The following is a 23015-nucleotide window of genomic DNA, read 5'->3' as shown; positions in this document are numbered from 1 at the left end:
TGCCACCGTCAGCGATGCGGCGACCGCTGCCCCCCACCGCCCAGCGAGAGACCGCACATATGGGGACGCGACGTTATAGGGGTGCACCCACTGCGACCCCGGATATGCCTTGCGGGAGAGCGGTGGGGGCCTGCTTGCGGGACTCTCTGCGGTAGCTGCCCGGTGCAGTGCCGAGCTCGCGTTTGAAGGCGAGCGCGAACGCCGCCTCGGATCCGTAGCCGACGGCATCGGCGATGGTGGCGACGGTCTGGTCGGTCGCGGTCAGTCGATGTGCTCCCAGTTCCAGGCGCCACCGCCTGAGGTACTCCAGGGGACCTTGGCCGACGACGGTCTTGAAGCGTGCGGCGAGTGTCGAACGAGAGACGTGCGCGACGTCCGCCAGCAGCCGTACCGTCCAGCGTCGGGCCGGATCGGCATGGATGGCATGGAGGGCGGCGGAGACCACGGGGTCGCTCAGGCCTTGCAGCCAACCGGTTCTGTCCGGCTGATGGCTGAGGTGGTAGCGGACGACGTCGATGAGCAGGACGACGGCGAGGTGCTCGGTGATCACGTTCGAGGCGAGGCCGCCTGTGCGGGCCTCTTGGTCGATCCTGCTCAACAAATGCGGGAGCATTGCCGCGCCCTGCGCATGGGCGGGGAGATGAATCAATGGCGGAAGAGCGTCGAGCAGGAGTTGGCGGGCGCGCCGGCCGAAGGTGAAGCTGCCGCCGACCAGGCGGGCGGTCACCGGCTCGTCAAGGGGTCCGGCCTCTGCACTGGCCCCGCCTGTCGCACGAAAGAGGGGGGAGGCCGGCTGCACGCTGCTGTGTGGTGAGCTGCCGAGGACGAACTCCTGAGGCCGGGTGAGGAGGAAGGAATCCCCCGCGAGGAGCGTGACCGGGTGGTGCAGTCCGTCCGTGTCGATCATCCGCCGAGGCCGACGTGCTGCGCGACGAGGGCGAGGCCTATGCCGCCCGGCTGCGCCAGGCCGGCGTCGCCGCCACCAACGCCCGCTTCGGCGGCATCGTCCACGACTTCGTCATGGTCAACGCCTTGCACGACACCGAAGCCGCCAAGCACGCCGTCCTCCTGGCCGTCGCCAGCCTGAAGGAAGCCCTCGCCACCACCGCCTGACCCCCCCGACGGCGGCCGCCCACCCCCCCCAAGCGGCCGCCCGGAAACAACAACCCCACAGCACACCCGCAAGGCCAGGACCCAACACCCCGGGAGCGGACCAGATGAGCGACGCGCAAACGCCTACTGTGCAGATCGTCGACAACGCGGCAGCGAACAGGTACGAGGCCATCATCGGCAGTGAATTGGCGGGCTTCGCCGAGTACATCCGTACGAAGCAACTCATCGCCTTCGTGCACACCGAGGTCAACCCCGGCTACGAGGGGCAGGGGATCGGCGCAGCCCTTGTCCGCTCCTCGCTGAACGAGGCGCGCGCTGCCGGTCTCGCCGTCCTGCCCGTCTGCCCGTTCTACGCAGGTTGGATCGCACGCCATCCCGAGTACCAGGCGCTCGTCTACTCGGGCAAGAGCAAGGTCAGTGACTGATGACCACGACACCTCCCGCTGGTGGGGACCGCACGATGCGGCCCGGCGTCAAACGCTACGAGGGTGCTGACATCACTGTCAGCTACGAATCCCGGATCTGCCTCCATCAGGTGGAATGCCTGCGAGGGCTGCCAAGGGTCTTCGACGTCGATCGCAGGCCGTGGATCGACGCCGGCGCCGAGCCCGCCCGTGCAATAGCCGAAGTAGTAAGGCGTTGCCCGAGTGGCGCCTTCAGTATCACATGCGGGCAGAGCGCGATGAAGAACCGCAGCGGCCCACGCAACTGCAGCGGCATTGGGATGGAACACTGCATATCCGTGGGGATCTGCACATAGAGACAGCAGCAGGAATTCGCCACGAAACGCGAGTCATGCTGTGCGGATGCGGCCGATCCGGGAATCAGCCATTCTGTGACCATTCCGGACCCTGCGGGCATCAGGTTTGAAAATCTCCGACTAGCGGGGCCGTGTGGAACCGTCGTCTCGTATGGTGGACACATGGAAAATAGACCGCCTTCGCTGTCAGCGACTGAAATGCGGGCGTGATGTGGCCTGTTGCAAATGAGCGCACTTCTGGTCAGTCGAACGGCACGGCCTGTCCAGGTCGAATTCGGTCTCTCCGAAGCCGATTGCGCCGTCTTGACGGAGCTGTCGCAGACTGCGGCAGCCGACGGCTGGATACGCATCTCGGAGTTGGTCGCCTGCCTGGGCTGGGAGAAGAGCCGACTGTCTCACCATTTGAGCCGCATGGAGAAACGAGGTTTGGTCGTCAGAAAGGAGTACGCCGATGACAGACGCACGGCTCTCGTTGCCGCCACCCGTGAAGGCCGATCGGCCATTGTCGAAGCAAGCCCTCGGCAGGCCGAGGAAATTCGACGACTCTTCTTCGATCATCTATCTTCTGTTCAAATAGTTTGGTTCACAGAGATTGCGGAGCGCATCATAGAGAAAGTGCGTGCCGCTCCCGAAGCTCCTTGAGTGCTTTGCCTGAATATTTGGGGGACACGTGCCACAGAACACCGAGACGGCGCGGACCATCATCATGACCGTGGACGATGACCCGGGAGTATCCCGGGCCATCGCACGGGATCTGCGGCGACGCTATTGCGCCTCGCACCTGATCGCGGAATCTGGGGAATCGGTGCTCGAAGCGCTTAACGAGTTGAAGCTGCGCGGCGACCAGTAGCCGTGATTCTTGCCGACTACCGCATGCCGAAGATGAACGGCATCGCATTCCTTGAGCAGGCCATGGACGTGTTTCCCGGCGCCCGCCGAGTCCTGCTGACCGCATACGTGGACACCAGCGCGGCGATCGACGCGATCAACGTCGTCGACCTCGACCACTATGTGCTCAAGCCGTGGGACCCGCCGGAAGAGAAGTTCTACCCGGTCTTGGACTCACCCCGCTGGAAGCCGCCGACCGGGAAGACGCGCTCACCGACTGGCTCGATGACCACGCCATCCGGCACAGCTGGCAGATAGCGCCAGCCCTCGTCCAAGCCGGCCTGGGCGACACGTGGCTGGACCGCATCGCCGCAACGGTCGACCAGGCCACCCTGCCAACAGCGATCAGATGGCTCAGCCAGACGGTCGAGAACGAACTGCTGATGAACGAGATCACGGAATCCACCGCACGCATCTCGCACCTGTTGGACGGCGCCAAGCAATACGCGCAGCTGGACCGAGCGCCCTACCGCCCGGTCGATGTGCATGAACTGCTCGACAGCACCCTGCTGATGCTGGCCAGCAAAATCGGCTCACACATCGAGGTGATCAAGCAGTACGACCTCACGCTGCCAGCCATCCCTGCCTACGCAGCCGAGCTCAATCAGGTCTGGACCCACCTGATCGACAATGCGATCGCCGCCATGAGCGACACCGACGCGCGGGGATCGCTGACCATACGCACCGCACGCGCCCAGGACCGGCTGCTCATAGAGATTCGCGACACCGGCACCGGAGTCGACCCGGAGATCCAGGACCGGATCTTCGACCCCTTCTTCACCACCAAACCCGTAATCGAAGGCACCGGGCTCGGCCTCGACATCGCCTGGCGCATCGTGGTCAACAAACACCACGGCAACCTCCAGGTCGAGTCCGCACCCGTCGACACCCGCTTCCAGATACTGCTCCCCCCTCGCCACTCCATCCCCCTGATTCGAAGGAGCCCCGATGACCCGCGACCTCGGCATCGACCCCGCCATCCCACCCAGCGGCACCGGCTGCGTCGAATGCGTGGCGACAAACGGCTGGTGGTTCCACCTCAGGCGTTGCGTCACATGCGGCCACATCGGCTGCTGCGACAGCTCCCCGTCCCAACACGCAACAGCCCACTACCACACCACCGGACACCCCATCGTGCAAAGCTTCGAGCCAGGATCGAGGTCGGACCGGACCTCGCACCGCCTACCAGTCACCCCGAGGAACAGCCAGCCCCGGGACCGGCAGGCCGAGTGCCGCAAGACTGGATCAGCAAGCTGCGACGCTAAGAGGTCGTTTTCATCTGTACTGCTTGTTTTTGAGATGATTCTCGGAGTGCGGGATTGCGGTGCGGAAGTGATGGCAGGTGTGGTTGGGAGCCTGCGGGCCGGACGAGGTGGCAGTTGGGGCGGGAAGTAACTTGCCCCTGTCTCATCCCAGGACGCCCGGCTTCCGCGGTCGTGTGCTTCCGGCGCCGTCGCCGTGCGCCTGGGCGCACTCGGTCAGCGGCGGTACGCCGGAAGCATGACTGCGCGACGTCCGTATCCGAGTGATCTGTCCGATGCCCGCTGGGAGTTGATCGAGCCGGTGCTCTCAGCCTGGCGTTTCGAACGCCGCGGCAGGGCCCTGGACTTCGGCCGGCCTCCCGAGCACGAGCTGCGCGACATCATGGACGCGATCTTGACGTTGACCGGACCGGGGTGCAGTGGCGTTACCTTCCGCACGACTTCCCGCACTGGAACACGGTCTACGGCTACTTCGTGAAGTGGCAGCGGGAAGGTGTGTTTACCCAGCTCAACGGCCTGCTCAGGCAACTCCTGCGGCAGAAGGAAGGCAGGGACGCCGAGCCTTCAGCCTGTGTGATCGACGCGCAGAGCGTCAAGACCTCCACCAGTGTTCACGTCTCCAGCCAGGGTGTCGACGCAGGCAAGAAGATCGTGGGCAGGAAGCGGAACATCGTCAATGACACCATCGGCCTCCTGCTTGCTGTGCTGGTCACCGCGGCGAGCGTGCAGGACTCCGCTGCCGGCAGCCGGCTCATCGACCAGGTCGCCGCCGAACACCCCAGCGTCCGCAAGGTCTGGGTCGACGGCGGCTACCGCCAGCACCTCGTCGATCACGCAGCCACCCTTGGCATTGACATGGAAATCACCGCCCGAAAGCCCGGGGCCAGGGGATTCACCCCGATCCCGAAGCGGTCGGCAGTCGAGCGGACCTACGGCTGGCTCATGCTCCACCGCCGCCTCGCCCGCGACTACGAAACCCTGCCCGCCCGCTCCGAAGCCATGATCCACGTCGCCATGACCGACCTCATGGCCCGCCGCCTCACCGGCGAGAACACCATCTCCTGGCGCGACTCGACATCACAGACCAAACAACAGATTCCGGGATGAAACACTGGGAGAAAACGACCTCTTAGCTGTCCGGCGTCCAGGCCGCCACCAGGTCGAGCAGGCCGGGGAAGCGGGTGTCGAGGTCGTCGACGCGGACGTGGCTGCGGCGTTCCAGGCCGTACTGGCGCTGGCGGATGATGCCGGCCTCGCGCAGCGCCTTGAAGTGGTGCGTCAGCGAGGACTTGGGGCGGTCGAGACCGAACCAGCCGCAGGGGTGGTCGAACTTCTCCGCTTCCAGAAGGAGTTTGCGCACGATGAACAGGCGCAGCGGCTCGCTGAGCGCACCCAGCACCGTCTCCAGGCGAAGCTCCTCCACCGCCGGTTCGGGCAGCGGTTCGGGCAGGTCGGCAGGTTCCGGCAGCACCCTGATGGCCGGCACCGCACGCACCGTAGAAGGCATACGCGACTCTCCATACCCCCGGTCCTATGTACGACTTCAATCGTACTGGATGCTAAGTTCGACTCAACTCGTACTGAGCTCGCTGGAAGGAGCGGCCATGTCGGAGAGTCGAATGGTGCCCGCGAAGGCGGTGGGTGAACAGCACCGTCCCGTGGTGAGTGAGCTGGCCGAGGTGCGCGGCGCGGCGGCGCCCACCTGGTGGGTGTGGCTGGCGGCGTGGCCGGTGACCGCGGTGTTCATTCTGTCCAACGCGGCGACCCCGCTGTACGTGCTGTGGCAGCGCGACATCGGCTTCACCAAGGGCACGCTGACCGTGGTCTTCGCCTTCTACATCGTCGGACTGCTGGGGTCCCTGCTCGTCTCCGGCGTCGCCTCCGACCGCCTCGGCCGCAAGCCGGTCCTGCTGCCCGCGCTGGGCCTGGCTTTGGCCGCCTGCCTGATCTTCGTCACCGCGGGCGACGTGGCTGCGCTGATCGTGGCCCGGCTCTTCACCGGCATTGCCGTCGGCGCCGTGGTCTCCGCCGGCATGGCCGCCGTCACCGACGTGGCTGGCCCCGAGCGCCAGCGACTCGCGGCCCTGCTCGCTTCCTGTGCAATGGTCTTCGGCGCCGGCGTCGGCCCGCTGCTGGCGGGCATCCTGTCCGAGATGCTGCCCGCCCCGACCGTCACGGTCTTCATCGTCGAGATGGCCCTGCTGGTCACGGCGGTGATCGCCGTGCTGCGCATGCCTGTCCAGCGCCCGACCGCCCCGACCCAGGGCGCCTGGATCCGCGTACCCGGCGTCCCGCACGGAAACGGCCTGCAGCTCACCTTGGGCATCGCGGTGTTCGCGCCCGGCATCACCGCCACGTCCTTCGTGCTCTCGCTCGGGCCCTCGCTGCTGGCCGGCCTACTGAACACCACCAGCCGGATCGTCTCCGGAGCCATGGCCTTCGTCATGTTCCTCGCCGCCACTGGCGTGCAGTTCGCGGTCCGGGAGCTGCGTCGGAGCACCATCCTGGCCGCCGGAGCGGCCAGCACCACCCTCAGCATGACCGCGCTCATCACCGCCGTGCACACCTCGTCCGTCCCCGTCCTCATCGCCGCCGCGCTGCTGGCTGGCGCCGGCCAGGGTCTGGGCCAGCTCGGCGGTCTGTCGCTGCTCAACTCCACCGTGCCCCCGCAGCGACTGGCCGAGGCCAACGCGGCACTGAACGTGGGCGGTTACATCCCCGCAGGCCTGCTGCCGGTGTCCGCCGGCTACCTCAGCGACGCCGTGGGCCTGACGACCGGAGCGACCGTCTTCGCCACCACCCTGCTCAGCCTCGCCGTCATCGGCGGGCTCGTGGTCCTTGCCAGTCGTCGCCGACTGCCGACACCTGCGTGAGCGAGTCGGCGACGGAGCCTCCATCCCTGACGGAGCGTCAAGAAGCGCACCACGACATCGGTCGTGGTGCGCCGTCGTACATGAGCACCGGGGCGCCGCGCGGGCACAGCAGGCCCCGGCGGGCGGCGGTGTCAGCGTCCTGCAGCGCGTAGAACAGCAGCTCGCTCACCTCGGCCCAGCGTTCCGCGACATCCGTCCTGCCGTGCAGTACGTCCGAAATGTGCTGGGCCCCGAAGAACGCGGAGACCAGGGACCGTGCCGCCGCCTGGGGCGAGACCTCTCCCGCAGCTCCCCCGTCTCCGGGCCGAGAAGAGCAGGGTCGCCCAGGAGCCCGGTCCAGGGCACGTACGGCGTCGGCAGTTCGGCGTCTATCTGCCGATGTTCCTAGTGATCTTGCTTGCGTGCTTCCAGCGGGTGTCACGTGCGGAGACGCGAGGGCGGGGCGAGTGCCGGAGTCGTGTCAGCGGACGACGTCGAATACGTTTTTCTGCAGGCCGTTGGCGTACGCCTCGTGCTCGACCAGCTTCAGCTTCTGGGTGTCCTTGTCCGTGGCGCTGAACAGACGCTTTCCCGCGCCGAGCAGGAGCGGGAAGACGAGCAGGTGGTAGCGGTCGATCAGGCCGGCGTCCGAGAGGCTCTGGTTCAGGGCGGCGCTGCCGTGGACGATGATCGGGCCGCCCTCGGTCTCCTTCAGCGCGGCGACCTGCTCGAGCGAGCGCAGGATCGTGGTCTTGCCCCAATTCGACACCAGGTCGTCCTCGGTGAGCGTGGTGGAGACGACGTACTTGGGCATCACCTTGTAGTCGGCGAAATCCTCCATGTCCGGCCATACCGGGCTGAACGCCTTGTAGCTGGTCCGGCCCATCAACATCGCGGTGGCTTCCTTCTGCTCCCGGCCCTTGATGTCGAACGCTTCGGGGAGGAACTCGACGTCCTTGAAGGTCCACCCGGCGTTCCGGTAACCGCTCTCGCCGCCCGGGGCCTCCACGACGCCGTCGAGCGAGATGAAGGCAGTGCTGATCAGGGTACGCATCTATGTTCCTCCGAACTTGTGGTTGCTTCACCGGGTCAGACGGGGCATCGCGACGAAACTCATCGCCATCGGACGGAGATTTCCAAAAAAACTTTCGGCGGGCTGCGCAGCAGGCGCTCGCGCAGCCGATGAGTCCCCGCCCGGTCGGCGGTCTGAGCCGGTAGGGAGACTGTGGAGATCACCTTCGGCCCGCTCCCTCCCGGGCTGAGCCGGGCCTCTGCGACCAGCTGTTACTGACGAACTTTCCGGCGCGGCGGTCGTCGTCTGCGACGTCTTTGCCATCCAGCGGCACGCCGGCCGACCTCGACCACCTCGCCCAGCTGCGGCCGGCCGCGCGGAGCCGGCCGGACCTGGTGCCGCACGGCGTCGGGCCTGGGCTGCAGCTGCTGCTGACCGGGCTGGACGAGGTGTTTGGAGGCGAGGCCGGCGAGCCGTCAGGTCTCCGCGGCGTTGGCGGTGAGTCGCATGGGCAGCCCCCATAGCGGGAACAGCCGCTCGGTGTCCATGTGGTTGGTCATGGTGCTGATCCGGCCGTCGGTGATCTCCAGCAGCGTGATGCCCCAGGGGGTCCAGCCGTTGCCGTCCTCGGCCGGCCGGTACTGGGCGAACGCGGGCGTTCCGTTCGCCTTCACGGGGAGCATCCGCGATCCCCGGCAGCCGCAGCCGGCGCCGAGCCACCACTCGCCCAGCTCCACCACTCCCCGCACCCACATCTGGTAGGGAGGCATGTTGAGGACGGCGTCCTGGTGCAGGAGCCTCTTCAGCCCGTCGATGTCCCATGCCTCGAATGCCCTGACATACCTCGCCAATAGGGCCTGCTGTGTCTCGTCCAGCGGTTTGAAGGTGTCGGTGTCCGGTACGCCGCCGTAGTCGGCGAGCGTGGCCCGCGCGCGCTGCAGGGCGCTGTTCACCGAGGCGAGGGAAGTCTCCAGGAGCTCGGCGGTCTCGGCCGCCGACCAGGCCAGCACCTCACGCAGGATCAGAACCGCGCGCTGGCGGGCCGGCAGCTTCTGCAGCGCCGAGATGAAGGCCAGCCGGATCGTCTCCCGGCCCACCGCGACCTCGGCGGGATCCTGCGAGAGCACCCGCTCGTCGGGGATCGGCCCCACCCAGACGCTCCGCTCGAGCTGGGCGAAGTCTGGCGCGGTGGCCGAGCCCGGCGAGAACAGGTCCATCGGCCGGGCCCGGCGCTGGGCGGCCGGGGACATGTCCAGGCAGACGTTGGTGGCGATCCGGTACAGCCAGGTGCGCAGCGCCGCGCGGCCCTCAAAGCCGTCGAATTTCGACCAGGCGCGGACCAGGGTTTCCTGGACGGCGTCCTCGGCCTCGAAAGCCGAGCCGAGCATGCGGTAGCAGAAGGCCGTCAGCTCCCGGCGGAACGGTTCCAGCTGTTCGGCCACGTCGACACGGCCTTTGGTCACAGACATGCCAACACCCTAGCCGTCAGATCCGACCAAGATCTGCACTCCAGTGGCTCGGGGCTACGCCCTGAAGCCGCATGAGCACAACCGCTGCCTGCTGGTGCTGTCCGCACCCGTGAACTTATCGATTCCCGGCGCACGCCGCATACCTCCCTAACCCGTGGACAAGCGCTGTCCGTTCTCGTGAACGGAGCCAGGCACCGGGGGAGATGACGCTGGGCGGCCGTGCGTCAGGCATGCCTGCCGTGTCAGCGCCGTGCTGAGACTGCGCTGGGGGCTCCGAGAAAAGGCGATGGGGTTCGCCGGTCAGATCACGGCAAACCCCATCGCTTGAGCGTCCTGCGCCAACAGCACGCTCACCTCGCATCGCGGTGCATCAAGCACCATCTCGGCCTCGCCGGCCGCAGCGATCAGGCAGGACGACCGGGCTGTCGCACGTCAGCCGAACCCGACATCACCCATTCAAGTTCAGTGGGGGGCAATCTTGGCCTTGTCGAGGTGCCCGTACATCGTGGACCTCGGGACGCTGAACATGTCCGTGATCTACTGGACGCTCCTCTCCCGCCCGGCGTAGAGCCGTTGGGGATCAGAGCCGTTGGGGATCAGGAGCTGGGCTGCTCGTCGCCGTGGCCGTCGTTCTTGTAAGCGTTCACGTGTGCCAGCCGGGCAGTCCACCTCAGCGCCCGCTGGTGTCGAAGAGGCGCGTGTCACCGAGGACCTGGTGCGTGGCGAGGGTGCCTCAGGCGCCGGCCGCTGGGGCCTGAGACACGGCCAGCCTGAGGCCGGGTTCCATCGGGGGTAGTGGCGTGCCGCGTCCGCGGCGGCCGGGCAGGGGGGGCGCTGTAGCGGTGCACGGCGATTCTTTCGGCGTGCTCGATGTTGAGCCGGTGGATCACGTATGCCGCCGCTGTGATGAGGACGATGAAGGCGGCGGCCGTCAGGAAGGCGTTCATGGCGGCCGCCTCACATACCGACGATCAGGCTACTGGCCCGACTGGGCGGACCGGGCTGGTGCGGGACGGCCGCGGACACCGCAGAGGCGCCGCCCTCGTATTCCCATGTCTCGTCCGGGTCCAGTGGCTCGTCGGTCTCGGCGACGCCGTGCCGGGCCTCGTCCGCGGCGATGAGCGCGCTCGCGGTCAGGGGCGGGCCGTCGTAGTCGGACGCCGCAGCCATCAGCCGGGCCGCCGACTCCGCTCCGGTTTCGGGCGGGATGATCAGCAGGTCCCAGCGGCCGGTGCCGTAGGAGAGCAGCAGCAGCTTGTGCGGGTCGATTTCCGGGGTGAACCAGCCGATCTTGACGTTGTGGCCGTCCACGGGAACCTGGCGCGGGATGACCGGCCAGTACTTCGGGTTGACGGCGATACGGGTGATGCGGCCCCACAAGGGGTCCAACACGTCGGCCAGCGCAGGCAGTTCGCTCAGCAGGTCTCGGGAGCGGGGCCACCAGGCACCGTCCAGGAGGCCACGGGAGGTGCCGTCCCTCTTCAGTGCGAGACGCGCGGCCGGGGTTGCGACGGGCTCGGGGTGCGGCAGGGTTGGGTTCAAGGTCGCCGACATGATGCGGACCCGTCTCCGGGCCGCCTCTGCGGCGGCCCGGGTTTCATCTTTCGCCGAGAACGACCCGGCGTGGAAGCCGGTGTGCGAAATGCCCTCGGTACTGTCGACACTACTCCGCGCTCGGCCGCGATGCGGAGTAGTGGCCGCCTAGATGTGGAGCAGTCTCCGGGTGATCTCCCGGTACTGCCTCAGTGCGTGCCGAAGTTCGTCGGAGGGTGCGTCGGGGTTCTGGTCCTGCCAGCCGGCGCGCAGGAGACGCCGTCGTTCCGCGAGGGCGTTCACGAGCTGGGCGGTGGCTTCGTCATAGGCGCTCTCGGCCTCTTCCAGGGCCTCGAGCGGGGTATCGGCGAAGGTGTTGAGGGCGTGCCGGAGGCCGTTCGTCCGACGGGAGCAGCGGCTCCGGGCTCGGGCTGCGGCGTCCGGCCGGGCCCGGAGTCTGGCCGCGGATTGCCGGGCGCGTGTCTGGTCGTACATCATCGGGGGCCGCTTCCGTTCCGCCTGAAGGCGTCCTTGGTCTTCTCGACGGCCTGATTCAGGCTTCCGGAGACGTGGTCGTTCCTGCCTCGGCGTTGCAGTCGCCTGTTGCGGGTGACCCGGCCGAGCTCTTCCGTGATCCTGCCGGGCCTTGACCCTGAATCCTGGACACGGGTTATGCGGCTGGTGCCAGCGTAGTTGATGTTGTTTCGGACGCTGTCTCGAAAGCGATCGGGCTGCGGTGTCCGAGGCGGGAGTGACGGCGTCGGGTGTTGTAGCGGTGCAGCCAGCGGAACGCGTCGAGGCGGGCTTCGCGCTCGCTGGACCAGTGCTTGCGGTCCTGGAGCGTCTCGCGTTTGAACGTCGCGTTGAAGGACTCGGCGAGTGCGTTGTCCGCCGAGCTGCCGATCGCGCTCATGGACTGACGGACGCCGGCTTGGCGGCAGGCGTCGGCGAACGCCCGGCTGGTGTACTGGGCGCCGTGATCGGTGTGCATGACCGCTCCGGCGAGGCTGCCGCGGGTGCGTTCGGCGGCGGCCAGGGCGTCGATGACGAGATCAGTGCGCATGTGATCCGCGATCGCCCAACCGGTAAGGCGGCGTGAGGCGAGTCGATGACGGTGGCCAGGTAGAGGAACTTGCCGCCGTCCACGGGGAGATAGGTGATGTCGCCGACGTACTTCGTGTTCGGCTCGTTCGCGGTGAAGTCGCGGCCGATCAGATCCGGGGTTAAGCCCCGCCCTTCATCGTCTGCGCCTGGTTCCTGATGCTCCGTGCAACGGTCATGGTCGGCCTCGCTGTTGTCCCGTGGGTGGGTTCTCGCGGGACTGGGCGAGGCGGAATGGCAGAATGCTTCGCCGTGTGTTCCGGAGTTGCATGGCCCGGCACCGTGCGGACTTTCCGCGTCCGGCGACGGTCCGTGTCAACGCGGTGGCCACGCGATCCGGGCCGCCTCGTTACGGCTGGGGCGGTGGCGCATAGGGCCGCATCTCCGCCGCCAGCGGGTCGGGCCGTCCGGTGTCGGCGTCGGCCGATGTGGAGGGGGCGTCGACCTGTTCCGCCGTCATGAGAGCGGTCGCGGTCGACTGCGGGGCGGTGCTGGCGCTCGCGGCGGCCATCAGCCGGGCGGCCGACGGGGCGGTGGCCTGCGGAGGTATCACCAGGAGGTCCCAGCGGCCCGACGTTCCGGACAGGAGCAGGATCTTGTGCGGGTCCAGCTCCGTGGTGAACCAACCGACCTTCACCACGTGGCCGTTGACGAAAATCCGTTGCGGGATGATCGGCCAGTAGCGGGGGTTGACGGCGATACGGGTGATCCGTCCCCACAGCGGGTCCAGTACGTCGGCCAGCGCGGGGAGTTCGTCGCTCAGGTCACGGGAGCGGGGCCACCAGGCGCCGTCCAGCTCGACCTGTCCCGGGGAGGGGCTCACGGGTTTGAGGGCGAGGCGTGCGGTCGGGGCCCTGAAGGGCACGGCGCGCGGCGAGGGATGGTCGGTGGTCGCGGACATCGTGCGAACCCGTCTCCGAACCCCTGCGCGTAAGCAGTTGCCCGGTGCCGTTGCTCACCAGGAACGACACCGGTATCGGGGCCGGTGCGCGAAGTGCTCCCAATGGAGTTCACGCTACTCCCCGAAGCGGCCGAACGGACCGCTCCCGGAGATACCCTCACTTCCGGCGGCCGTCCTTGCCCGAGGAGCGGCTGGTCTCCAGCCAGGACCGCGCCGGTTCTGCCGCGCTGGTGGTGTCCACAGTGAGCTCGAGGCGGGTCCCTCCCTCGGCGTCCGCGGGATAGCTGCGCTGTTCTGTGGAGGCGAAGCAGTGACGGAGAACCTCCGCGACCCGACGGGCGACCTCGGGGGAGGCGGCGACGATACGTACGTCGGCGTGTCCGCCGGGGGGAGTTTCCTTGGGCTGCATGACGACCTCGTTGTTCCCGCATGGGCATGGATCCGTGGACTAGATCTTTCACCCTACTCCTGCCCGTGTGACCAGCGAGCTTTCCGACTGCTGCGGGTCGCGGAGTACCGTGAAACGAGTACGTCACTCCATATCTCTCGCAGACAGGCGAGTGTCATGTCCGGCTCCGGCACCTCGCGTGTGACCAGGCTCCTGCCGGACGCCGTCCACCAGGCGGTGAAGCCGGGGACGGCTGTCGTACGGTTACAGACCACGCATGACCGGCGGGGCGTTCTCGACGGGGCGTGGTGGCCGTGCTCCCGTGATATCGCAGCCGAGCTTCCCGCCCTGATCTCCGCACTGACCGAGTACCTCGGGCCGGTCACGCGCGTCGGCCTGGACGCCGGAGCCTGGGACGCGCTGCCGACGCGACTGCTCGTCGACGACCGCGTCGTCCATATCGACTCCTTCCCGGTCGGCGACGACACCGTCCTCGTCACCAGGAGCGATCAGGACTACTTCTCCCTCCTCGTCATCCCGCCGCACGCGACGCCCGAGGCGGCACGCACCGCGATGGCCGAAGCCGTCCGCGCCGACAACATCACGCAAGCCGAACAGATCCTCATCAACACCGGTACCGACCGGGCAGCGCCGAAGACTTGACGCCGGTCAGCCGAGGCGGCCGTCGTGCCAGTCCGGTACCGGCGCCGGGATGACCGTGCTGTCGAAGGCGCCGGAGATGATCTTTGCCGCGAGCTCGGACAGGCGCAGGTGAGCCAAGGCAGTGACCACGGCGGTCACATCCCCACGATGCTCTGCGGTTCCGGGCAGGGACGCATGGGGCTGTTCCGCCGTTGACCGTACGGTCCGTTCGGCCTGCCCGGGAAGTACGCGTTAACTACCGAAGATATTTCGCGCACCGGCTTCCATGCCGTGTCGTTTTCGGCGATCGAATATGCCGGGCCGGTTGCGGCCGGCCCGGGGCAGGGTCCGCGTCATGACCGCGACCATCTCCTCCTCGCCGACGCTCGAAGCCGTTGACCGGTCCTCCTCGTCCTCGCCCCGTCTGTCGCTGGCTCCCGTGGGTTCCGCATCGGCCCTGCTGGACGGCGCATGGTGGCCCCGCTGCCGCGATCTCGAGGCGGAACTCCCCTCCCTGACCGCCGTGCTGGACCCGTTGTGGGGGCGGATCACCCGGGTCACGAATCAATCCCACCCACTGGCCGGTCGTCCCGGGCAAGGTGCCCGTCGCCGGGCACGCGGTGAAGGTGGGCTGGTTCTTGTCCGAGCAGGAGCCGCACGAACTGCTGCTGTCCTACCGCATGGGTCGCTGGAACCTCGTGGTGGTCCCGCCGCAGACCACTCCCGTCACAGCTGCCTGGCTGATGGCCACCGCGAGCGACCCACTGGGTACGTCGACCGCGAGTTGGTTGATGGAGGAGGCGGCGCGTCTGCCGATGGTGTCCGAGACCGACCGGGCCGTGGAAGCGGTCTGGGACTCCGAAGGAGGACATGAAGCCCGCGGGCCGGCCACAGGTCACGGATCCCGGCTGTCACCGCCCCGCTGCCGCATCAGCCGATGGGGTGGTGAGGACCGTGGAGATGTTCGTGATCGTGGTCGTTATCCTGGCGCTGATCGCTCTTGGGGTGCTCCTCATCCACCTGCTCAACGCCCAGCACAGCGATCGCATGGCAGCCTTCCACTACGGCCGCTTCGGAATGCCTGCCCCGGGACCGGCTCGGTCGGTTCCCCGCAGGACGCCATGGCCGGACGGGGACGAGCGGCACCGGCGACGCGGGCGGCTCCGCACCCAGCGCCGCACCCAGCAGGGAGCGGGGTGAGCCATTGCTCCGGCAGGCTTTTTCGGACCGTCACTGAACTGGCCACACGGACCGAACCGACAGCACAGCCCGCAGGCCGAGACGCGGGTCGCAGCACCGCACAGGACAGGACGTGGTTTCCGCGTGTCCTGTGCCCGAATCACCCGGGCTGCTCCGGCCCGGGGACCGCGCCCCTCCAGGACACGATGCCCGCCGGGCACGGGACCTTCCGTCCGATCGCATGGCGCATCCCCGGATCACCGATCACCCACCACCGCGCACCCCGTATCGGCGGAACGCCGCGAAGACCGGGCCCGTCCCTGCCACGCGGCACTCTCCGACAGGCACTCCGAACCGAGGAGCCATGACCCTTCCCCGGCTGAACGTCTACCGGCACGACCACAACACCCGCGCCCTGATCACCCTCGCAGGAGAGATCGACCTGAACACCGCCCCGCTCCTCAGCGCAGCACTGGCCACGTGCGCGCGCGACGGCATCCGCACCGCCGACGTCGATCTCACGGCGGTCACCTTCTGCGACGTCAGCGGACTCAACGCATTCCTCGCGGCGTCCCGGCACGCCACCGAGGCCGGAACGAGCCTCCAACTGCACTATCCGCCGGCGGTCATGGCCCGCATCATCGAGATCACCGGCTCCGGCTTTCTGCTCCACGAACTCCACGCCACTCGGCCACCATCACGTCGGGTCCTCGCCGTCGCGGGCGGTGCGCCGTGACGGCCCCGCTCTCCCAGGAGCCGCCGGGTGAGGGAAGCACCCGGACTCCCGCCCACGCGGTTCGTCTGCCCCGGCTGAACCGCTGGCAGACCGAAACCCTGCGAGAGGACCTGGCAGATCTGTACGTGGAGTCCACTCGGGCACAACCAGGCCAGGAGTACCGAGGCCGGGAGGCGTTTCTGCAGTGGCTCACCCGCGGCATCCGGACGGCCGGCCTGCTCGGCATGGAGCAGGCCCTCGAGCGACTCCACGCTGCCTCTTCGACGTCGGCCTAACCGCTGCCGAGCGTGGAACTGCTGCAGCGGGGCCGGGCAAGCCTGACCGTGCCCGCTGCCCGCCGGTACGCCGTTACGTTCAGCGCATGCCGATCGCGGACTAGGGTGTTCGAAACGGCCGGAAACTGCTCAAGGTGCTCATGGCGGCGCGTGCCCACCAAGACCGCCCGTGAGGCCCCCGGGTCAGGCAGCAACCCACCGACCGCCACCCAAGAGACCCGCTACAGGGAAAGGCTCTCGCGCGCTTCTTGTGCGGCCCGCTCCGGTCGCCGCGCGCCCTTCCGGCCGCGCCCTGTACGACGACGTCTGTGGCGTACCACTGACGTTGTTCACGTGATGTCGTCAAGGTGAGGCCGGTTTCGGCGAGGCATCCGTTGATGAGGTTGCTGCGGTACTGGATCTGGCGGAGGCCGTGTCGGAGCGTGTTGATGAGGTGGTCGGGGTCGGTGAAGGCGGTGTTGACCTGGCTGCTGCGCCGCAGCAGGGACCAGATGCCCTCGACGGGGTTGAGGTCGGGTGCGTAGGCCGGGAGGAAGTAGCAGGTGATCCAGTCGTGGGTGTCGATGAACTCCCGCAGTCGGCGGTCCTTGTGGACGTTGAGGTTGTCCCACACGAGCACAATGGGTGCGCGGAGCTGCTGGTGCGCGGCGATGAGCAGGTCGCGGTAGTCGGTCCAGGTAAAACTTCGTCTGCCGCCGCGTTTGTGATCGAGATGTCGCTTGGGCCGGTAGATCAGTCGTGAGCGTTCGCCGTGCTTGTAGCAGGCCAGAGCGGCGATGGAGAAGCGGCGCTGGGAGCGTCCCCGGACCCGGATGAGGGGTGTGCGTCCGCGCCGGGCCCAGGTCCGTGCGGTGGGCGGCGTCATCGAGAAGCCGGCTTCGTCTTCGAAGCACAGCCAGGCGTCGAGCGCCGCCATGGACCTTCCACCTGCGGCCAGGTCTCCTTCACCCAGCCCGCCACGGCCTCCTCGTCGCGCTCGATGGCTCGGCGGGCCGGGACCTGGTGGCTGAAGCCGTGCCGGTGCAGCGTCCGGGCGATCGCCGACAGCGTCATGCTCTTGTGGAACAGGCGCCCGATCAGCGTCTTGATCCGCGACGGCGTCCACGTCTGGTCCGGCCAGCCATGCGCGACCGGCCCCTTGGCGAGTTCCTGCTCGAGCACGGTGAACAGGGCCTCACTCAGCTTGGGCCGTGAGACGGGCCCGGCAGACCGCAGTCCCTCGGTCCGGCGTCGTGCCAGGCCCGGCGCCAGCGCCGCACCGAGCGCACACTCACCCGTAAGTCCTTGGCGACCTCGGCGTTGGAGGCACCCGCAGCGAATCGCTGCGCGGCCTCCAGCCGGATCCGCTCGCGAAACGCCTGCCGTTCAGGCGTCAGCCCACCACCCTGCGGATATCTCACACCACAGGCATACCGCGACGATCACACATCGGCAGCCCCCAACGACACCACGCCGCAAAGGTCAGTACCCCACCCACGTCGCAGCCGGGGCCGCCATCGGCCTGGCCAGCGCATGACTCACCCACCGCGCTCCCCGTCTGATCCTGCGGCACTGGCCTGACTAGCACGACGGTTCAGGTGCCGGCCTGTGATGCGCTCAGCCCGGGAGTATCCGCAGCAGCAGGAGGGCCGTGTCGTCGGTCAGGCCGCCGTTCGGCTGCGCCCTGAGGAGAAGCGAGTCTGCGATGTCGTCCAGGGAACGGCCGGTCTGCGACAGTGCGGGGGCCAGGTGCGTGAGCTCGCAGCCGTGGCGGATGCCGGGGGCTTCGGTGAGCCCGTCCGTGTAGAACACCAGGATGGTGTCTGGCGGCAGGGCGACCTCGGTGGTGGGGTAGGCGGCCGAGGGGTCCACGCCCAGCAGTGGTCCCGGCCTGATGGGAAGGAACCCGGTGCTCAGGTCGGGTCGGCGCAGCAGCGGCGGACAGTGGCCGGCGGTGGCCAGGTGGGCGCTGCGGTGGGCGAGGTCGAGGTGTGCGTACAGGCAGCTGGTGAGCAGATCGGAGTCCAGGTGGGTGAGCAGCCGGTTGGTACGGGCGAGGATCTCGCCCGGCGTCGCGCCGGCCACCGCGTAGGCGTGGACGGCCGTGCGTACCTGGCCCATCAGTCCGGCGGCGTGCACGTTGTGGCCCTGGACATCACCGATGACGGCCGCGGCCTGTCCGGCACCGAGCCGGATGAGGTCGTAGAAGTCCCCGCCGATGTCCATGCCCTGGTGGGCGGGAAGGTAGCGGGCGGCCACCTCCAGGCCGGGAATCTTCGGCACGTTGCGCGGCAGCAGGCTGGCCTGGAGGCCACGCGCGAGCCGATGCTCGGCGTCATACAGCCGTGCCCTGTCCAGTGCCTGGGCGATCAGGGCGCTGAAGGAGGTGAGGGTGATGCGCTCCTCGGCGGAGAACGGGTGAGGGCGGTCGTAGGCGAGTACGCACACTCCGACCGGCTGCCCGGAAGCAATCAGCGGGAGGAACGCCCATGCGGCCATGTCCTCATCGAGCCCCGCCCGGTCCGGATAGGCCCGGGTGAATTCCTGGCGCGAGGCGAAGAACGACGGCACTCCGATGGTCAGACCCAGCACGCTGGGCGTGTCCTCGGTCAACGGCATGCGGTCCACCCGGCTGAGCAGGGCGGTGTCAAACCGCCGGTGGCCGAGGACACGCACCCTGCCGTCCTCTGCGACCAACAGGGCGAAGGCCTGCGCCTGGAAGGCGACCAGGAACCGGTCTGCCACCAGCTCCACCACGTCCCGTACGGTCACCGCTTCTGCCAGGGCGCCGGCCAGATGCATCAGGTGGTGGATTGCGCCCAGCCGGATGGGACCGGACGGAAGCTCGGTGAGCACGGGGACCGGGTCGTGGCGTGGGTGCCCGTGTGCGGCCGGGGTGATGAGCACGCTGACACCCGTGGGGTCCGGATAGAGCTGGAACAGCAGGCAGTCGCCACAGGGACGCCGTGCCGTGAAGCAGGTCGGCTGCTGGCTGTACATCGCATCCCGGTGCCGGTGCTCGTAGAGAGGATCGTCCATCCAGGGAGCTGTCTCCCACAGCTTGGCGCCGAAAAGGTCCTGGATGCCACCACCCAGCAACTCGGCTGCGGTGGCATCCAGGAAGGTGATCGTGCCATCCGGGCCGAGGGAGCAGCAGCCCCCCGGGAGGCGAGTGATGAAGTCCGTTGCTCCACGGTGCTCGCTGGAACCGGCCGGGGCATGGCGGTCAAGGGGCAGAGAACGGGCTTCGGGCAGCAGCCGGTGTCCGGTCTGTGCGGCATCCCTGAGCAGGCAACCCAACCGGTCACCCACCGTGTCGATCGTGTGACGCTCGTAGTCACTCAGCTCTGATGCCCTGTCCGGCGGCCAGACCAGCACGACGGCACCCCAGACCGTACAGCCGGTGACCATCGGAGCGACGGCCATGGTGAACGGATAGGGGAAGACCCGGGCGGGGTGCGGATAGCGGCGCGTGTAGTCCTCGCCGGAACTGATCCACACCAGGTGCCGTTCGCGTATCGCCTCCACCACCGGATCCGCGGTCACCGAGGTCAGTTTCAAGCGCAGCAGCGGCCTGGCGTAATCCAGCGGCACTCCGACGCCCACCTCGGCCGCGGCGACCTCGCCGTTCGGGTCTGTCAGGTAGATCGCGCCCACATGCGCACCCAGTTCCACCATGGCCTGGGTGAGCGTTCGGTCCAGCTGGCGTCGTACAGCCACTGACTGCCGCATCTCATCAGTGTGATCCAGCATGGGGACTCCGGCGGATCAAGACGCTTCATACACAGAAGGACAAAGGTAACAGATAGAGAATTGTCAGATCTTATCGATGGCTGACCGAGGCCCCATCCGTCAGGGCCAGGCATGGCCTGGACAGCGGGCGGTCACTTCCACGCTCGGCCGTGGTAGCGGGGAGTGGGCTTGTATACCGCTGGCGGACGCAGGCGCCTGAGGTCGGCGTACACGCATGGTGCTGGGGCGATGCGTAGTGCTGGGACGGCCGAAGAGCATCCGGCCTCCGGGCCGCCCACCCACCGCGGCTGATGACGCCCTACATCTTTCCCGGGTCGATCGAGCCACTCGTAAGGTTCTGCCACCAGGGGTGCCGAGTATGGCTTTGATGACGCTGCCGTTCCTGGGGCTGAAAGAGCTTGGCCGCTTGGTGCCCCGCGACGACTCGACCGCTGATTGGGATGTGCGAGCAGATCGCTGAGTAGGGCCACGACGGCGAGGTCGTCCGCGGGACAACGTACGGAACGAAGCTCGCGGAGGAGCCTGTGCTCAAGATCTGGGCTGTGCTGTGGACGCCGGCAAGACGCACCACCACAAAAAAGGCGCTGCCCGACAGTGCGGCATGACCGGCGAGTACCCGATCGCACTGGATTCACGGACCGCCCATGGCGGCGGTGTGCCCGGAGGGAAGGAAGACGGTTCGGATCGGTCATCGACCTCGTCGCCGGGGGACCACTCCTTCGGCGGCCGGGGTTGGTCGGCCACTGAGCCTTCACCGCCGCCGTGGCACTCACGTGGCCGGCCGCCGACGCAGCGTGCGCGGTGCCGGTCGCCATCGTGGCGCTCGAGCGGGTGCAAAGCGGCGCCCACTCCCCGACCGATGTCGCTGCCGGAGCCGCCCATCGGCCTGGCCGGCGCCTGGCTCACCCGCCGCGCTCCGCGCTTGGTCCTACGCCTTTGGTAGAAAGCAGGTCACCAGTAGTGTCGGCGGCCAGCGACCGCGTGTCCCATGGAGCCCATGATCCACAAGACCGCGCCGATGACCGCCAGGATGATCCCGATCGTCCACAGGATCGATATGCCGAAGATGAAACCGATCACCAGCAGGATGATGCCAAGGAGGAGCATGATGGCCTCCTGTTTGCAGTAGTGCTGCTCTCACTGTGGACCTCATCGGCTCATTGCGGAAGTACCGGTATACGCTGCCCGGTCTCAGTGGGCGGTTCGTGAGTCTTTGAGTTAGCGCGGTCTGGCCGTGGACGTGCTCGGCCTGGTCATCGCGGTCGTCGTCCTCGCCGCGAACACCCACGACAACGCCGCCGGCATCATCCTGCTGGACCAGGTCGCCGAGCACGCGGCGGAAGCGTCCGCAAAGCCCTGGTCGACCAGGGTTTCAGGAACAAGGTCGTCTCGCATGGCGCCGGCCTCGGCATCGACGTCGAGATCGTCCAACGCAACCCGCAGGACAAGGGCTTCGTACCGCAGCCGAAGTGGTGGAGGGTCGAGCAGACCTACGGGGTTCTGATACTGCACCGGCGCCTGGCCCGCGACTACGAGCACCGCCCCTCCTCCTCCGCCTCCCGTGTCTACTGGGCGATGACCCACGTCATGACCCGACGCCTCACCGGCGCGAGCGCCCCCACCTGGCGCGACACGCAGGCGGTGACAGCATGAACATCCAGCCCCTGATCGACGCCCTGGACCTCCAGGAAGACGCCGCCCGGGCCCTGGCCGACGACCTCCGCGCACAGATCGACGACCTGCAGACCCGGCTGCGGGAGGCCGAGACGCACCTGGAGCACCTCGCGATCACCCGCAAGACCGTCACCAGTCTCGCCGACCGGCCTCCCGCCACCACGCCGGACCTGCCAGAACACCCGGACTACCCCCGCATCCTCGCAGCCTTCAACCACGCGACCGGGCGGTGTTGTCGTCCCGGCGATGGGCTTGCGGGGGCGGGTTATGTCCGGTCAGCAGTTCCGCTGCCTGGTGCTGCGTGTGTTCGGCCGCCAGTTGGGCTTCGGCGACGGCGTCACCGCGTTCGCGTACCAGGTCCTCGTAGATGGGCAGGTGATCCATTTCAGTGAAAGTGTGTGTCACAGTCGGCCCTTTCGGCTGCCGTGCCTGTTCCCTGCGCTGGTCCGGCGGAGTCGGAGGGCGCTGGCGGCAGCGGTTTGTGGCGATCGGTAAGAAGCGGGTCCGCTGTCAGGCCCGGTTGATGCGGGCAGCGATCCCGTGGCCGATCAGCAGATACATGACGGCCGGGAGACCATAATTGAGGACCACGCGTAGACCTTCTGTGTCCATCGTGAATATGTCCTGCGACCACCAGGCCAGCCGGTCCGCCGTTCCCCGTACGAAATCGACGAACACATTCGACCGGTTCGCGTCGAGCAGGAACAACAAGATCCACAGGCCGAGCAGACCTGCTGCAATGTCGGCGATGGTGCAGATGGTGAGAGCCGTGCGCCGTGTGGCGGCCTGACGGCGCACGGAGCGGTCCGGGGTCGGGGGCTCGGTGTATGCCTGATATCCGGAACCCGGGTCGATGCTGCTCATGAAGAATCCGATCTGACGTAGTGCCGTGTTGGCGCGCTTGCACCAGGTGCCGAAATTCGGCCAGGGGCGTCGCCCCGCTTCTTCCTGCTTCTGCGTTCAGTTTGCGCTGCCGTGTTACACCGGCGTCCGCGATGCACCAAACATGGCTGCCTATTCGCGCACTTACCCAAATGTCTGCGCGCCAGGGCACTTTTCCGGACGGAATGGAGAGGCTGGACGGGTGCTGTCACGGCTCCCGGCGCCCGGCGTGTGCATGATTCGTGACTAAGTCGCAATTGCAGCGGGCATGCTTCTACATAAGGGTGTCGGTCTCGCGACCATCTCCGTCCACCCGTGACACTCCTGACGTGCGGAACGCTGTTGGTAGTGACCCCGGGCGGGGTCGCGGCGCCCAACCTCCGGGGGGAGGTATGCAGGCGCCGAGAAACAGGGGCAGGCTCGGTTTCCCCCCGTGACCGGGTCTGCCCCTGCTCACAGTTCGCCATCTCACCGCCGAATCGTCCATCTGGCGGCAGGCATCCGCTGCCGGCCGACGCCGACGCATCTGGCGCACCGACGAGAACAGCGGCTCCGTCGGTGCCTCGGGCGGCACGTACTCCGCGGCCTGGCACAAGTACGCGCTGCCGCAGATCGA

General features: G+C 67.7%; 20 protein-coding genes and 13 pseudogenes. 15 read left to right on the top strand and 18 right to left on the bottom strand.

All coding sequences use genetic code 11. The features are described 5' to 3' along the window. Positions 1-73: 73 nt before the first annotated feature. Positions 74-907, bottom strand: a complete 834-nt coding sequence (locus ACIRC0_RS36625) for a helix-turn-helix domain-containing protein (RefSeq protein ID WP_403625499.1) — start codon at positions 905-907, stop codon at positions 74-76. Here ACIRC0_RS36625 and ACIRC0_RS36620 point away from each other — a divergent pair. The 8 genes and pseudogenes from ACIRC0_RS36620 to ACIRC0_RS36585 form a co-directional block, all read left to right on the top strand. Beyond that, positions 907-1113, top strand: a pseudogene (locus ACIRC0_RS36620) (alpha/beta hydrolase fold domain-containing protein); the annotation flags it as partial. The gene ACIRC0_RS36625 and the pseudogene ACIRC0_RS36620 overlap by 1 nt on opposite strands. 104 nt (positions 1114-1217) lie before the next feature. Then, a complete protein-coding gene (locus ACIRC0_RS36615) occupies positions 1218-1538 on the top strand; it encodes a GNAT family N-acetyltransferase (RefSeq protein WP_403625496.1) in 321 nt (106 codons plus the stop codon). Continuing rightward, positions 1538-1983, top strand: a pseudogene (locus tag ACIRC0_RS36610) ((4Fe-4S)-binding protein). The gene ACIRC0_RS36615 and the pseudogene ACIRC0_RS36610 overlap by 1 nt, the downstream one beginning before the upstream one ends. 115 nt (positions 1984-2098) lie before the next feature. Then, on the top strand, positions 2099-2515 hold the full coding sequence (locus ACIRC0_RS36605) for a MarR family winged helix-turn-helix transcriptional regulator (protein ID WP_403625493.1): 417 nt from the start codon (positions 2099-2101) through the stop codon (positions 2513-2515). Positions 2516-2579: 64 nt separating this feature from the next. After that, positions 2580-2935, top strand: a pseudogene (locus tag ACIRC0_RS36600) (response regulator); the annotation flags it as partial. Beyond that, positions 2935-3672: pseudogene (locus ACIRC0_RS36595) on the top strand (sensor histidine kinase); the annotation flags it as partial. The pseudogenes ACIRC0_RS36600 and ACIRC0_RS36595, both read left to right, overlap by 1 nt. Before the next feature lie 37 nt (positions 3673-3709). After that, positions 3710-4026 (top strand): annotated as a pseudogene (locus tag ACIRC0_RS36590) (UBP-type zinc finger domain-containing protein). A gap of 235 nt (positions 4027-4261) precedes the next feature. Next, positions 4262-5130, top strand: a pseudogene (locus ACIRC0_RS36585) (IS5 family transposase). A 22-nt stretch (positions 5131-5152) separates the two neighbouring features. Here ACIRC0_RS36585 and ACIRC0_RS36580 read toward each other — a convergent pair. Then, positions 5153-5530, bottom strand: coding sequence for an ArsR/SmtB family transcription factor (locus ACIRC0_RS36580; protein WP_403625490.1), 378 nt, complete (start codon positions 5528-5530; stop codon positions 5153-5155). A 97-nt stretch (positions 5531-5627) separates the two neighbouring features. Between ACIRC0_RS36580 and ACIRC0_RS36575 the strand changes: the two genes are divergently transcribed. Continuing rightward, positions 5628-6896 (top strand): MFS transporter, encoded by a 1269-nt coding sequence (locus ACIRC0_RS36575; protein ID WP_403625487.1) that lies wholly within the window; start codon positions 5628-5630, stop codon positions 6894-6896. A gap of 37 nt (positions 6897-6933) precedes the next feature. Here the strand turns inward: ACIRC0_RS36575 and ACIRC0_RS36570 are convergent, their stop codons facing one another. From ACIRC0_RS36570 to ACIRC0_RS36535, 8 genes and pseudogenes are all read right to left on the bottom strand, one after another. Continuing rightward, positions 6934-7065, bottom strand: coding sequence for a hypothetical protein (locus ACIRC0_RS36570; protein WP_403625484.1), 132 nt, complete (start codon positions 7063-7065; stop codon positions 6934-6936). Positions 7066-7356: 291 nt separating this feature from the next. Then, complete coding sequence (locus tag ACIRC0_RS36565; RefSeq protein ID WP_403625481.1) at positions 7357-7929, bottom strand: dihydrofolate reductase family protein; 573 nt, start codon at positions 7927-7929, stop codon at positions 7357-7359. Between the two features lie 434 nt (positions 7930-8363). Continuing rightward, positions 8364-9356 carry a sigma-70 family RNA polymerase sigma factor gene (locus ACIRC0_RS36560; RefSeq protein WP_403625478.1) on the bottom strand — a complete coding sequence of 331 codons (993 nt, stop codon included), beginning with the start codon at positions 9354-9356 and terminating at the stop codon, positions 8364-8366. Between the two features lie 957 nt (positions 9357-10313). Then, positions 10314-10910, bottom strand: coding sequence for a DUF5994 family protein (locus tag ACIRC0_RS36555; protein ID WP_403625475.1), 597 nt, complete (start codon positions 10908-10910; stop codon positions 10314-10316). Between the two features lie 147 nt (positions 10911-11057). Next, positions 11058-11387: pseudogene (locus ACIRC0_RS36550) on the bottom strand (hypothetical protein). Positions 11388-11559: 172 nt separating this feature from the next. Further along, a pseudogene (locus ACIRC0_RS36545) lies at positions 11560-12131 on the bottom strand (IS3 family transposase); the annotation flags it as partial. Positions 12132-12339: 208 nt separating this feature from the next. Then, the gene (locus ACIRC0_RS36540) at positions 12340-12891 is read right to left on the bottom strand and encodes a DUF5994 family protein (RefSeq protein WP_403625472.1); all 552 of its coding nucleotides are present in this window, start codon (positions 12889-12891) and stop codon (positions 12340-12342) included. 157 nt (positions 12892-13048) lie between these two features. Further along, entirely contained in the window at positions 13049-13300 is a 252-nt protein-coding gene (locus ACIRC0_RS36535) for a hypothetical protein (RefSeq protein ID WP_403625469.1), read from the bottom strand. Positions 13301-13456: 156 nt separating this feature from the next. Between ACIRC0_RS36535 and ACIRC0_RS36530 the strand changes: the two genes are divergently transcribed. Beyond that, entirely contained in the window at positions 13457-13942 is a 486-nt protein-coding gene (locus tag ACIRC0_RS36530) for a DUF5994 family protein (protein WP_403625466.1), read from the top strand. 6 nt (positions 13943-13948) lie between these two features. Here ACIRC0_RS36530 and ACIRC0_RS36525 read toward each other — a convergent pair whose 3' ends face one another. Continuing rightward, positions 13949-14080 (bottom strand): hypothetical protein, encoded by a 132-nt coding sequence (locus ACIRC0_RS36525; protein ID WP_403625463.1) that lies wholly within the window; start codon positions 14078-14080, stop codon positions 13949-13951. A 127-nt stretch (positions 14081-14207) separates the two neighbouring features. Between ACIRC0_RS36525 and ACIRC0_RS36520 the strand changes: the two are divergent. The 4 genes and pseudogenes from ACIRC0_RS36520 to ACIRC0_RS36505 form a co-directional block, all read left to right on the top strand. Next, positions 14208-14435 (top strand): annotated as a pseudogene (locus ACIRC0_RS36520) (DUF5994 family protein); the annotation flags it as partial. Positions 14436-14520: 85 nt separating this feature from the next. Further along, positions 14521-14616, top strand: a pseudogene (locus ACIRC0_RS36515) (hypothetical protein); the annotation flags it as partial. 271 nt (positions 14617-14887) lie between these two features. Beyond that, a complete protein-coding gene (locus tag ACIRC0_RS36510; RefSeq protein ID WP_403625460.1) occupies positions 14888-15121 on the top strand; it encodes a hypothetical protein in 234 nt (77 codons plus the stop codon). A gap of 343 nt (positions 15122-15464) precedes the next feature. Beyond that, complete coding sequence (locus tag ACIRC0_RS36505; protein WP_403625457.1) at positions 15465-15836, top strand: STAS domain-containing protein; 372 nt, start codon at positions 15465-15467, stop codon at positions 15834-15836. Positions 15837-16454: 618 nt separating this feature from the next. Here the strand turns inward: ACIRC0_RS36505 and ACIRC0_RS36500 are convergent. The 4 genes and pseudogenes from ACIRC0_RS36500 to ACIRC0_RS36485 form a co-directional block, all read right to left on the bottom strand. Next, positions 16455-16976 (bottom strand): annotated as a pseudogene (locus ACIRC0_RS36500) (transposase); the annotation flags it as partial. After that, positions 16973-17511 (bottom strand): annotated as a pseudogene (locus ACIRC0_RS36495) (winged helix-turn-helix domain-containing protein). The pseudogenes ACIRC0_RS36500 and ACIRC0_RS36495, both read right to left, overlap by 4 nt. Before the next feature lie 196 nt (positions 17512-17707). Further along, entirely contained in the window at positions 17708-19822 is a 2115-nt protein-coding gene (locus ACIRC0_RS36490; protein ID WP_403625455.1) for a GAF domain-containing SpoIIE family protein phosphatase, read from the bottom strand. A 972-nt stretch (positions 19823-20794) separates the two neighbouring features. Continuing rightward, positions 20795-20950, bottom strand: a complete 156-nt coding sequence (locus ACIRC0_RS36485; RefSeq protein ID WP_403625452.1) for a DUF6131 family protein — start codon at positions 20948-20950, stop codon at positions 20795-20797. A gap of 115 nt (positions 20951-21065) precedes the next feature. On the opposite strand from ACIRC0_RS36485, the pseudogene ACIRC0_RS36480 reads away from it, so the two are divergent. After that, positions 21066-21496, top strand: a pseudogene (locus ACIRC0_RS36480) (IS5/IS1182 family transposase); the annotation flags it as partial. Here ACIRC0_RS36480 and ACIRC0_RS36475 read toward each other — a convergent pair. The 3 genes from ACIRC0_RS36475 to ACIRC0_RS36465 all read right to left on the bottom strand — a co-directional run bounded on the left by ACIRC0_RS36475 (position 21409) and on the right by ACIRC0_RS36465 (position 22381). After that, on the bottom strand, positions 21409-21615 hold the full coding sequence (locus ACIRC0_RS36475) for a hypothetical protein (protein WP_403625594.1): 207 nt from the start codon (positions 21613-21615) through the stop codon (positions 21409-21411). The pseudogene ACIRC0_RS36480 and the gene ACIRC0_RS36475 sit on opposite strands and share 88 nt — an antisense overlap. 112 nt (positions 21616-21727) lie before the next feature. Continuing rightward, a complete protein-coding gene (locus ACIRC0_RS36470) occupies positions 21728-21901 on the bottom strand; it encodes a hypothetical protein (protein WP_403625449.1) in 174 nt (57 codons plus the stop codon). A 126-nt stretch (positions 21902-22027) separates the two neighbouring features. After that, complete coding sequence (locus ACIRC0_RS36465) at positions 22028-22381, bottom strand: hypothetical protein (protein ID WP_403625446.1); 354 nt, start codon at positions 22379-22381, stop codon at positions 22028-22030. Positions 22382-23015 lie beyond the last annotated feature (634 nt).

Origin of the sequence: Streptomyces sp. NPDC093984 (assembly GCF_044764595.1) — a bacterium.
Classification (GTDB): Bacteria; Actinomycetota; Actinomycetes; order Streptomycetales; family Streptomycetaceae; genus Streptomyces; species Streptomyces cynarae.
This window is presented reverse-complemented; position numbering and strand designations above follow the sequence as displayed.

Coding starts and splice junctions, on each gene's coding strand:
- ACIRC0_RS36530 (WP_403625466.1), top strand. CDS start 13,457: ATGTCCGGCTCCGGCACCTCGCGTGTGACCAGGCTCCTGCCGGACGCC.
- ACIRC0_RS36580 (WP_403625490.1), bottom strand. CDS start 5,530: ATGCCTTCTACGGTGCGTGCGGTGCCGGCCATCAGGGTGCTGCCGGAA.
- ACIRC0_RS36540 (WP_403625472.1), bottom strand. CDS start 12,891: ATGTCCGCGACCACCGACCATCCCTCGCCGCGCGCCGTGCCCTTCAGG.
- ACIRC0_RS36575 (WP_403625487.1), top strand. CDS start 5,628: ATGTCGGAGAGTCGAATGGTGCCCGCGAAGGCGGTGGGTGAACAGCAC.
- ACIRC0_RS36490 (WP_403625455.1), bottom strand. CDS start 19,822: ATGCGGCAGTCAGTGGCTGTACGACGCCAGCTGGACCGAACGCTCACC.
- ACIRC0_RS36615 (WP_403625496.1), top strand. CDS start 1,218: ATGAGCGACGCGCAAACGCCTACTGTGCAGATCGTCGACAACGCGGCA.
- ACIRC0_RS36535 (WP_403625469.1), bottom strand. CDS start 13,300: ATGCAGCCCAAGGAAACTCCCCCCGGCGGACACGCCGACGTACGTATC.
- ACIRC0_RS36625 (WP_403625499.1), bottom strand. CDS start 907: ATGATCGACACGGACGGACTGCACCACCCGGTCACGCTCCTCGCGGGG.
- ACIRC0_RS36555 (WP_403625475.1), bottom strand. CDS start 10,910: ATGTCGGCGACCTTGAACCCAACCCTGCCGCACCCCGAGCCCGTCGCA.
- ACIRC0_RS36470 (WP_403625449.1), bottom strand. CDS start 21,901: ATGGATCACCTGCCCATCTACGAGGACCTGGTACGCGAACGCGGTGAC.
- ACIRC0_RS36505 (WP_403625457.1), top strand. CDS start 15,465: ATGACCCTTCCCCGGCTGAACGTCTACCGGCACGACCACAACACCCGC.
- ACIRC0_RS36465 (WP_403625446.1), bottom strand. CDS start 22,381: ATGAGCAGCATCGACCCGGGTTCCGGATATCAGGCATACACCGAGCCC.
- ACIRC0_RS36560 (WP_403625478.1), bottom strand. CDS start 9,356: ATGTCTGTGACCAAAGGCCGTGTCGACGTGGCCGAACAGCTGGAACCG.
- ACIRC0_RS36485 (WP_403625452.1), bottom strand. CDS start 20,950: ATGCTCCTCCTTGGCATCATCCTGCTGGTGATCGGTTTCATCTTCGGC.
- ACIRC0_RS36605 (WP_403625493.1), top strand. CDS start 2,099: ATGAGCGCACTTCTGGTCAGTCGAACGGCACGGCCTGTCCAGGTCGAA.
- ACIRC0_RS36565 (WP_403625481.1), bottom strand. CDS start 7,929: ATGCGTACCCTGATCAGCACTGCCTTCATCTCGCTCGACGGCGTCGTG.